Source organism: Achromobacter sp., assembly GCF_036567245.1.
GTDB lineage: Bacteria > Pseudomonadota > Gammaproteobacteria > Burkholderiales > Burkholderiaceae_B > Achromobacter.
In genome coordinates, this window is sequence record NZ_DATCUY010000653.1 from 1 (window position 1) to 9,630 (window position 9,630).

Genomic DNA, 9,630 nt, shown 5'->3' on the forward strand with positions numbered 1-9,630 from the left:
AACCGCGCCTTCACCAAGTGCGCCGAAATGAAGGGTCTGAAGATCCGCGTGCCCGACGTGGCCGCCTACCTGGCCATGCCGCGCGCTTGCGGCGCCAACACCGCGCCGATCGCGTTCGCCGAGGTCTACCTGGCGCTGCAGAACGGCACTGTGGAGGCGCAGGAGAACCCGCTCACCACGATTGAGGCGAAGAAGTTCTACGAGGTGCAGAAGAACATCATCCTCACGGGCCACATCGTCGATCACCTGAATACGGTCATCTCGGGGAAGTTGTGGAAGAGCCTGTCCGACGAGGACAAGAAGATCTTCTCCGAAGTCGCGCAGCAGGCGGCGGAGAAGGCTTCCGCCGAGGTCGCCGAAAGCGAGAAGAAGATGGTCGACGTGTTCCGCAAGCGCGGCTTGAATGTGGCGGAAGTGAACGTCCAGGATTTCCGCGACACCGTGCTGGAGAAAGTGCCGTTCAAGCAGTACGGCTACGAAAAATCGGATTGGGAACGGATCCAGGCCGTGAAGTAAGCGCGCCCGGGGCCGCCCAGGCGGCCTCGCATCGACCCGTCCGATTCCGCACAAGGGGAACGCCATGCATTCAGATGCCAAGGCCGCCGTCATGGCGGCCGCCAGCAGCAACCCTGTCCATCCCGCCGGGCAGCAGCCGCCGCCCGCCACGGCGGAGGAGATCGTCCATAGTTTCGAGGAGGCCGACCACCACGAGGTCAGCCTGGCTGGCTACCAGCCCGAGGATTGGATCTGCCTGGCCATCTTCTGGGTCATGGCGCTGCTGGTCTTCCTGCAGTTTTTTTCACGCTATGTGTTGAACGATTCCTACGCCTGGACCGAGGAACTTGCCGTCTATTGCCTGATTGGCGTGGTCTTCATCGGTTCGGCTATGTGCGTGCGCGCTTGCCGCCACATCCAGGTGGACTTCCTGTACCGCTACCTGCCGCGTCCCGCAGGCCGGGCGCTTGCCACCGTCATCGACCTGCTCCGCACGGCCTTCTTCGGTTATGCGGTGTGGCTCACCTACCGCTACATCGTCCTGGTGGGCGACGAGCCCATGACCACGCTGTTCTGGAACAAGGCCTATGTCTACTGGATGGCGCTGGCGGGATTCGTCCTGATGTTCCTGCGCTCCGTGCAGGTGTCGGCGCGCAACTGGCGCCAGGGCTACTCCATCCTGGAAAACCCCGCGGCCTACGAGTCGCAGGACTAGAGCTGGTCCGGGGTGGCTCCTGGAATCCGACAACGACAACCGGAAGCGAGACATGGGCATACTGATCGGAACCTTTCTGCTGTTGATGATCGTCGGCCTGCCGGTGGCGGTGGCCATGGCGGGCGCGTCGCTGCTGTTCGTGCTGATTTCGGGTAGCGTGCCCGACGTGGTGGTGGCGCAGCGCATGATCGCGGGCGTCGAGTCCTTCCCGCTGCTGGCCGTGCCGTTCTTCATCCTGGCCGGCAACCTGATGAACATCGCCGGCATCACCGGCCGCATCTACAACTTCGCCGTGGCGCTGGTGGGCTGGATGCGCGGCGGGCTGGGGCAGGTGAACATCATCGGCTCGGTGGTGTTCGCCGGCATGTCGGGCACCGCCATCGCCGATGCCGCGGGCCTGGGCACCATCGAAATCAAGGCCATGAAGGACCACGGCTACGAGACCGAGTTCGCGGTGGGCGTGACGGCCGCCTCGGCCACCTTGGGGCCCATCATCCCGCCGTCGCTGCCTTTCGTCATCTACGGCATGATGGCCAACGTGTCGATCGGCTCGCTGTTCCTGGCGGGGCTTATTCCCGGTGCGGTCCTGACTGTGTTGATGATGCTGACCGTGGCCTACTACGCACGCCGCAACAACTGGGGCGGCGACGTGTCCTTCAACTGGAAGCGGCTGGGCGCGGCCGGGCTGGAAGTCGGCATTGTGCTGGCGTTCCCGTTGTCGATCTGGCTCATGACCGAGGCCGGCTTGTCGGCCAACCTGGCCGCGGGCATCGCCTTTGTCGTGTTGCTGGCGTTGGACTGGCGCTACAACTTTTCGGCCGTGATGGCGTTGATGGCGCCTGTCATCCTGATCGGGGGCATGACGCTGGGCTGGTTCACGCCCACCGAGGCCGCCGTGGCGGCCGTGATATGGGCGCTGTTCCTGGGGCTGGTGCGCTATCGCTCCATGACCTTGCGGACCCTGGCCAAAGCGACTTTCGACACCATAGAAACCACGGCGTCGGTGCTGTTCATCGTCACCGCCGCTTCGGTGTTCGCGTGGCTGCTGACCACCACCCAGGCCGCCCAGGCGCTGACCGACGGCATTCTCAGCGTGACGCAGAACAAGTGGGTGTTCCTGCTGATGGCCAACGTGCTGATCCTGATTGTGGGCTGCTTCATCGACACCATCGCCGCCATCACCATCCTGGTGCCTATCCTGCTGCCCATCGTGCTCAAGCTAGGCATCGACCCGATCCACTTCGGTCTGATCATGACGCTGAACCTGATGATCGGCCTGCTGCATCCGCCCATGGGCATGGTGCTGTTCGTGCTGGCGCGCGTTTCCAAACTGTCGGTGGAACGGACCACGGTCGCCATCCTGCCCTGGCTGGTGCCGCTGTTCGTGGCGCTGATCGCCATTACCTACATTCCCCAGATCACGCTCTGGTTGCCCACCGCCATGGGCATGGCCAAGTAAAGAGGAAACGCCATGACTGGAAGACTGCAAGGCAAGACCGCCATCGTCACCGCCGCGGGACAAGGCATAGGCCGCGCCGTGGCCGAGGCCTATGCCCGCGAAGGCGCCGACGTGCTGGCGCTGGACATCAACGGCGGTGCGCTCGAGACGCTGGCGGGATGCCGGCGCCGGACGCTGGACGTGACCGATGCCGACGCCGTTGCCGCGCTGGTTGCCGACGCCGGGCCGGTGGACGTGCTGTTCAACGGCGCCGGTTTCGTGCATGCGGGGACCATCCTGGACTGCGATGAACGGGACTGGGACTTCTCGTTCGAACTGAACGTCAAATCCATGTACCGCATGATCCGCGCCTGCCTGCCCGGCATGCTGACGCGCGGCGGCGGCTCCATCGTCAACATGGCGTCGGTGGCGTCCAGCATCAAAGGCGCGCCCAACCGCTGTGTTTATGGCTCCACCAAGGCGGCGGTGATCGGGCTGACCAAGTCCGTGGCCGCGGACTACGTGGGCCAGGGCATACGCTGCAATGCCATCTGCCCGGGCACGGTGGAGTCGCCTTCGCTGCGCCAGCGCATCGAGGCACAGGCAAGCGCCGGCGGGCAGACGCTGGCCGCCGTGGAGGCGGCCTTCGTCTCCCGCCAACCCATGGGCCGCATTGGCAGCGCCGAGGAAATCGCCTTGCTGGCGGTGTACCTTGCGAGCGACGAATCCGCCTTCACCACGGGCACCGCCCAGGTCATCGACGGCGGCTGGTCGAACTGAACATTCACGACACACAAGAGGAACATGCGATGAAATTGTTGCGTCATGGCGCGAAAGGCGCAGAGAAACCCGGCATGCTCGACGCCAACGGACAGCTGCGGGATCTGTCGGCGGTCCTGCCGGACATTGCCGCCGCCACGCTCACGCACGCCGGCCTGGCGCCGCTGCGCGCGCTGGATCCGGCCAGCCTGCCGCTGGTGGACCGCCCGGGCCGTCTGGCCCCGCCCTGGAGCGGCATGGGCAAGTTCATTTGCATCGGCCTGAACTACGCCGACCATGCGGCCGAATCCGGCCTGCCGGTGCCGGCGGAGCCTGTGATTTTCATGAAACCCACTTCGGCGGTGGTCGGTTGCAATGATCCGGTGGTGTTGCCGCAAGCATCCGTCAAGACCGACTGGGAAGTCGAGCTGGGCGTGGTGATCGGCGAACGCGCCCGCTACGTCAGCGAAGCCGACGCCATGAACCACGTGGCCGGCTATTGCGTGGTGAATGACGTGTCCGAACGCGAGTACCAGATCGAGCGCGGCGGCACCTGGGACAAGGGCAAGGGCTGCGACACCTTCGGCCCCGTCGGCCCGTGGCTGGTCACCGCCGATGAAATCGCCGAACCGCAGGCGCTGGACATGTGGCTGGACGTCAACGGCAAGCGCTATCAGAACGGCAGCACCCGCACCATGGTGTTCGGCGTGGCGCAACTGGTGTCCTACGTCAGCCGCTTCATGACGCTGTACCCGGGCGACCTGATCAGCACCGGCACGCCGCCGGGCGTGGGCATGGGCCAGAAGCCGGCGCCCGTGTACCTGAAGGCCGGCGACGAGATGCGGTTGGGCATTGCGGGCCTGGGCGAGCAGCGGCAGCGCGTCCACGCCTGGGATCCGTCGCTGATCGACGGTTAGCGGCGCGCGCAAGCCAGGAGCCTTCCATGTCAGAAACCGATACCGCGGTCATACGCATCCATCCGGCGGACAACGTGGTGATCGCCAGGCGCCAGTTGGCCGGCGGCACGCGCCTGGCCGGCGAAAACGTCGTGGTGCGCGGGCTGGTGCCGCCGGGGCACAAGGTGGCGACGCGCGCCATTGCCGCCGGCGAACCGGTGCGGCGCTACAACCAGGTCATCGGCGTGGCGCGCTGCGACATCGCGCCCGGCTCGCATGTCCATACCCAGAACCTGGAGTTTTCCGACTTCGAGCGCGACTACGCGGTGGGAGCCGACGCGCGCGCGACCGACTATGTGGACGAGCCCGCGCAGTTCGACGGCATCTTGCGGGCCGACGGCCGCGTCGCCACCCGCAACTACATCGGCATCCTCACCAGCGTGAACTGTTCGGCCACGGCCGCGCGCGCCATCGCCGATCATTTCCGCCGCGACATCCATCCGGACGCGCTGGCCGGCTATCCCAACGTGGACGGCGTGGTGGCACTGACGCACGGCGCGGGCTGCGCCACGGGCAGCGAGGGCGAGCCGCTGCGCCTGCTGCGCCGCACGCTGGGCGGCTACGCCAGGCATCCCAATTTTGCGGGCCTGCTGGTGCTGGGCCTGGGTTGCGAGACCAACCAGATTGGCGGTCTGATGGAGCAGGAAGGGTTGCGCGAGAGCGGCCTGCTGCACACCTTCAACATCCAGGAGACCGGCGGCACGCGCAAGACGGTGGAGCACGGCATCGAACTGGTGCGGGCCATGTTGGCGCAGGCCGACCGGGTCCGCCGCCAGCCCGTACCGGCCGGCAAGCTGACCGTGGGCCTGCAATGCGGCGGCTCCGACGGCTATTCGGGCATCAGCGCCAACCCGGCGCTAGGCGCCGCGGTGGACCTGTTGGTGCGCCACGGCGGCACCGCCATCCTGTCGGAGACGCCGGAGATCTACGGCGGCGAGCACCTGCTCACCCGACGCGCGGTTACGCCCGAGGTCGCGGCCAAGCTGCTGGCCCGGCTGCGCTGGTGGGAGGACTACTGCGCCCGCAACGACGCCGAAATGGACAACAACCCGTCGGCCGGCAACAAGGCCGGCGGACTGACCACCATCCTGGAAAAGTCCCTGGGCGCCATCGCCAAAAGCGGCACGACCTGTCTGGCCGACGTGTATGAGTATGCCGAGACGGTGTGCGAGCGTGGGCTGGTGTTCATGGACACGCCGGGCTACGACCCGGTTTCCGCGACCGGCCAGGTCGCCGGCGGCGCCAACCTGATCTGTTTCACCACCGGCCGCGGCTCGGCCTACGGCTGTGCGCCCGCGCCGTCCTTGAAGCTGTCGACCAACACGGCGCTGTGGCAGCGGCAGTCCGACGACATCGACATCAATTGCGGGGAAGTTGTTGACGGCGCGCAAAGCGTGGCCCAGATGGGCGAGCGCATATTCCGTCTGATGCTGGAAACAGCCTCGGGCCGGCGCACGCGCAGCGAGGAACACGGCTATGGCCAGAACGAGTTCGTGCCTTGGCAGCTGGGCGCGGTGATGTAGGCGTCCGGCGTCGGCCAGGAATTTCCAGCATTCCACAGGACCATCCATGAAGATTACCCAAGCGCGCGTCATCGTCTGCAGCCCCGGCCGCAACTTCGTTACCTTGAAGATCGAAACCGATGAAGGCCTGCATGGCATCGGCGACGCCACTCTCAACGGCCGCGAGCTGGCCGTGGCGGCCTACCTGACCGAGCACGTGATCCCTTGTCTGATCGGCCGAGACCCGCAGCAGATCGAGGACATCTGGCAATACCTCTACCGCGGCGCGTACTGGCGGCGCGGCCCGGTCACCATGTCCGCGATCGCTGCCGTGGACACGGCGTTGTGGGACATCAAGGCCAAGGCCGCGGGCATGCCGCTGTACCAGCTGTTGGGCGGCAAGAGCCGCTCGGGCGTCATGGTCTACGGCCACGCCAATGGGCGCGACATCGACGAAACCGTGGACGAAGTGCTGCGCTATCGCGAGATGGGCTACCTGGCCGTCCGCGCGCAGAGCGGGGTGCCGGGGCTGAACTCGGTCTACGGCGTGGGCCGGGGCCGCTTGTTCTACGAACCGGCCGACGCCTCGTTGCCATCCGAGCATGACTGGTCCACGGAAAAATACCTGGACTACGCGCCGCGCCTGTTCCAGCGGGTGCGCGATGCGGTGGGCTGGGACACCCACCTGCTGCACGACGTGCATCACCGGCTCACGCCCATCGAGGCTGGCCGCCTGGGCAAGTCGCTGGAGCCCTACCGCCTGTTCTGGATGGAGGACGCCACGCCGGCGGAGAACCAGGAAGCCTTCCGGTTGATCCGCCAGCACACGGTTACGCCGCTGGCCGTGGGCGAAGTGTTCAACACCATCTGGGATTGCAAGGACCTGATCGAAAACCAGCTGATCGATTACATCCGCGCCACGGTGGTGCATGCGGGCGGCATCACGCATCTGCGGCGCATTGCCGATCTGGCCGCGCTGTACCAGGTGCGTACCGGCTGCCATGGCGCCACCGACCTGTCGCCGGCCTGCATGGGGGCGGCCCTGCATTTCGACCTGTGGGTGCCGAATTTCGGCATCCAGGAGTACATGCGGCACACCGACGAAACGGACGCAGTGTTTCCCCATGCTTACAGCTTCAACCAGGGCATGCTATACCCTGGCGACGCGCCGGGCCATGGCGTCGACATCGACGAAGAGCTCGCCGCCAGATATCCCTACCAACGCGCCTACCTGCCGGTCAACCGGCAGGCGCATGATGGCGCACTATGGCACTGGTAATCCATGCTCGAACGCTTGAACTCGGAGTCATTGACCCATCTCCCCAAGGATGTGGAATCCCCCGCGTATGACCGCAGCAGGGTCACGCCGGGCATCGTGCATCTGGGCATAGGCGCTTTTCACCGCGCCCATCAGGCCGCCGTGACCGATCTGGCCATGGCCGCCAGCGGGGACCTTAGCTGGGGCATCGTGGGCGTTTCGCTGCGCAGTCCGACCACGCGCGATGCGCTGACGCCGCAGGACGGCCTGTACACGCTGGCGCTGCGCGACGCGGGTCCGGACGGGCTGGTGCGGGAGCAGCTACGTGTGATCGGGTCGGTGTTGCGCATCGTGGTGGCCGAGGAGGATCCCCAGGCGGTGCTGGAACGCATCGCCTCCGCCCAGACCCGCATCGTCAGCCTGACGGTCACCGAGAAGGGCTACAGCCACGAGCCGTCCACCGGTCATCTGTGCTGGGACGACCCGGACATCGCGCACGACCTGGAACATCCGGTCAGGCCGCGCAGCGCCATAGGCATGCTGGTCTACGGTCTGGCGCTGCGGCGTGAACGCGGCCTGCCTCCCGTCACACTGCTGTCCTGCGACAACCTGCACGCCAACGGCGACACCTTGCGCAGCCTGGTGCTGGCCTTCGCGTTGCGGGTCGACGTGGGCCTGACCGCCTGGATCGATAACCACTGCACCTTTCCCAATTCCATGGTGGACCGCATCGTGCCGGGCACGCAGGATGAAGACCGCGCGCGCGTGGCGGAACGGTTAGGCTTCGAGGACGCGTGGCCGGTGGTGGGGGAGCCCTTCCTGAATTGGGTCATCGAGGACAAGTTCGCAGCCGGCAGGCCCGCCTGGGACGTCGCGGGCGCGAGCTTCGTGCGCAACGCCGCGCCCTACGAACGCCTCAAGCTGCGCATGGTCAACGCGCCGCATTCCGCATTCGCGTACCTGGGTTCGATGCTGGGCCTGCGCACCAACAGCGAGGCCGCCGCCACGCCGGCGCTGCGCCGCTACGTCGATGACATGATGCGGCTGGAGCTTGGGCCTACGCTGCGCGGCATCCCCGAGTCAGGGCTGGGTGAATATCGCTCGCGTTTTCTTGCGCGCGTGGCCAATCCGGCGCTGCCGCACCGTACGCGCCAAGTCGCCATGGACGGCTCGCAGAAGGTGCCGCAGCGCCTGCTGGCCGCCATCCGCGACCGTTTGCGTCAGGGAGACGATTTCAGCCGGCTGGCGATGGCCGTGGCGGCGTGGCTGCACTACCTGCGGGGCTACGACGAACAGGGCAACGCCTATTCCATCCAGGATCCGCTGGCCGGGGCGCTGGCCAAACTGCTGGCGCGCGCCGACGTGGCCGCCATGGCTTCGTCCCCGTCGCAGGCGGCCCATCGCCGCGCCACAGTGCTGGCCGGGTTCCGGCCGGTTTTCGGCGACCTGGGCAGGAAGCCGGCCTTCGTCGACGCGCTGGCCTTGCACCTGGAGCGACTGCGGGCGTTCGGCGTGCTGGGCGCGCTGGAGGCCCTGGAGCGGGACGCCGCCCCTGAGTGCTCGGTCCAGCCCGTGCCGGCCGCATGACCGCAGGCGGCATGCCGCCTGCATCCACAAGGAGCGCAGCATGGCAAGGCTGGAAAGCGTGGACGCGGCGCAATGGAGACAATGGGGCGAGGCCTGTTTGCAGGCCCTGGATTTCAGCGTAGCTGACGCCGCTTGCCTGGCGGACAGCCTGGCGCAGACCAGCCTGTGGGGCATCGACTCGCATGGCATCGCCCGGCTACCGCACTATCTGAACAGGATCGTCCACGGTTCGATCCTGGCGCTGCCGGTCATCCGTATCGAATACAGCGGGCCGGCTACCGCGCAGGTGCATGGAGGCAAGGGTCATGGCATCGTGGTGGCGCACCGCGCCAATGAGGCCGCGATGACGCTGGCGCGGGAGGCTGGCGTGGGCGCCGTCGGCGTCAGCGACTCTTCGCATTGCGGGGCCATCGGCCTGTACACGCGCGCGGCCGCCCGGGAAGGACTGATCGGCATCGCCTTCACGCATTCCGACGCCATTGCCGCGCCGTTCGGCGGCCGGCAACCCTATTTCGGCACGAATCCCGTGTCCTTTGCATTTCCCAGGCAGGGCGGCGAGCCGCTGTGCCTGGACATGGCGACGACTTCAATTCCGTGGAATCGCGTCATGAACGCGCGTCGCGACGGTACGGCGCTGCCCGCGGGCGTGGCCCTGGATGCCGAGGGGCGAGGCGTGACCGATGCGGCGCGCGTCCGCGCCTTGACGCCATTGGGCGGCGAGTACGGCCACAAGGGCTACGGCCTGGCGATGATGGTTGAACTGTTATGCGGGCCGCTCAACGGCAATCCTCACGGACCGCACATCGGCCACATGTACGAGCAGCTGGATCGTCCGCGCGAACTGGGGGCGTTCTTCATTGTCATCGATCCCGCCCGGTTCGCGGGCGGCGCGGCGCTGGCCGCGGTGGCGGCGGGCATGG

Annotated in this window: 9 protein-coding genes; all 9 read left to right on the forward strand. The window is 66.8% G+C overall.

Going from position 1 to position 9,630, the window contains the following annotated elements; genetic code table 11:
• A partial coding sequence (gene dctP, locus VIR09_RS27750; RefSeq protein ID WP_332015788.1) for a TRAP transporter substrate-binding protein DctP occupies nucleotides 1–516 on the forward strand: 516 nt, incomplete at its 5' end.
• Between the two features lie 64 nt (nucleotides 517–580).
• On the forward strand, nucleotides 581–1,210 hold the full coding sequence (locus VIR09_RS27755) for a TRAP transporter small permease (RefSeq protein WP_332015789.1): 630 nt from the start codon (nucleotides 581–583) through the stop codon (nucleotides 1,208–1,210).
• A gap of 52 nt (nucleotides 1,211–1,262) precedes the next feature.
• On the forward strand, nucleotides 1,263–2,669 hold the full coding sequence (locus tag VIR09_RS27760) for a TRAP transporter large permease (RefSeq protein WP_332015790.1): 1,407 nt from the start codon (nucleotides 1,263–1,265) through the stop codon (nucleotides 2,667–2,669).
• A 12-nt stretch (nucleotides 2,670–2,681) separates the two neighbouring features.
• On the forward strand, nucleotides 2,682–3,428 hold the full coding sequence (locus VIR09_RS27765) for an SDR family oxidoreductase (RefSeq protein ID WP_332015791.1): 747 nt from the start codon (nucleotides 2,682–2,684) through the stop codon (nucleotides 3,426–3,428).
• A gap of 29 nt (nucleotides 3,429–3,457) precedes the next feature.
• Nucleotides 3,458–4,324 carry a fumarylacetoacetate hydrolase family protein gene (locus tag VIR09_RS27770; protein WP_332015792.1) on the forward strand — a complete coding sequence of 289 codons (867 nt, stop codon included), beginning with the start codon at nucleotides 3,458–3,460 and terminating at the stop codon, nucleotides 4,322–4,324.
• A gap of 26 nt (nucleotides 4,325–4,350) precedes the next feature.
• Complete coding sequence (locus VIR09_RS27775; protein ID WP_332015793.1) at nucleotides 4,351–5,886, forward strand: altronate dehydratase family protein; 1,536 nt, start codon at nucleotides 4,351–4,353, stop codon at nucleotides 5,884–5,886.
• A 46-nt stretch (nucleotides 5,887–5,932) separates the two neighbouring features.
• Complete coding sequence (gene manD / locus VIR09_RS27780) at nucleotides 5,933–7,144, forward strand: D-mannonate dehydratase ManD (RefSeq protein ID WP_332015794.1); 1,212 nt, start codon at nucleotides 5,933–5,935, stop codon at nucleotides 7,142–7,144.
• Nucleotides 7,145–7,147: 3 nt separating this feature from the next.
• On the forward strand, nucleotides 7,148–8,710 hold the full coding sequence (locus VIR09_RS27785; protein ID WP_332015795.1) for a mannitol dehydrogenase family protein: 1,563 nt from the start codon (nucleotides 7,148–7,150) through the stop codon (nucleotides 8,708–8,710).
• Between the two features lie 40 nt (nucleotides 8,711–8,750).
• On the forward strand, nucleotides 8,751–9,630 hold an 880-nt coding region (locus VIR09_RS27790), incomplete at its 3' end, for an Ldh family oxidoreductase (protein WP_332015796.1).

Bases quoted from the DNA above. Each gene is read 5' to 3' on its own strand.
- VIR09_RS27755 (WP_332015789.1), top strand. From the start codon at position 581: ATGCATTCAGATGCCAAGGCCGCCGTCATGGCGGCCGCCAGCAGCAAC.
- VIR09_RS27760 (WP_332015790.1), top strand. From the start codon at position 1,263: ATGGGCATACTGATCGGAACCTTTCTGCTGTTGATGATCGTCGGCCTG.
- VIR09_RS27765 (WP_332015791.1), top strand. From the start codon at position 2,682: ATGACTGGAAGACTGCAAGGCAAGACCGCCATCGTCACCGCCGCGGGA.
- VIR09_RS27770 (WP_332015792.1), top strand. From the start codon at position 3,458: ATGAAATTGTTGCGTCATGGCGCGAAAGGCGCAGAGAAACCCGGCATG.
- VIR09_RS27775 (WP_332015793.1), top strand. From the start codon at position 4,351: ATGTCAGAAACCGATACCGCGGTCATACGCATCCATCCGGCGGACAAC.
- manD (WP_332015794.1), top strand. From the start codon at position 5,933: ATGAAGATTACCCAAGCGCGCGTCATCGTCTGCAGCCCCGGCCGCAAC.
- VIR09_RS27785 (WP_332015795.1), top strand. From the start codon at position 7,148: ATGCTCGAACGCTTGAACTCGGAGTCATTGACCCATCTCCCCAAGGAT.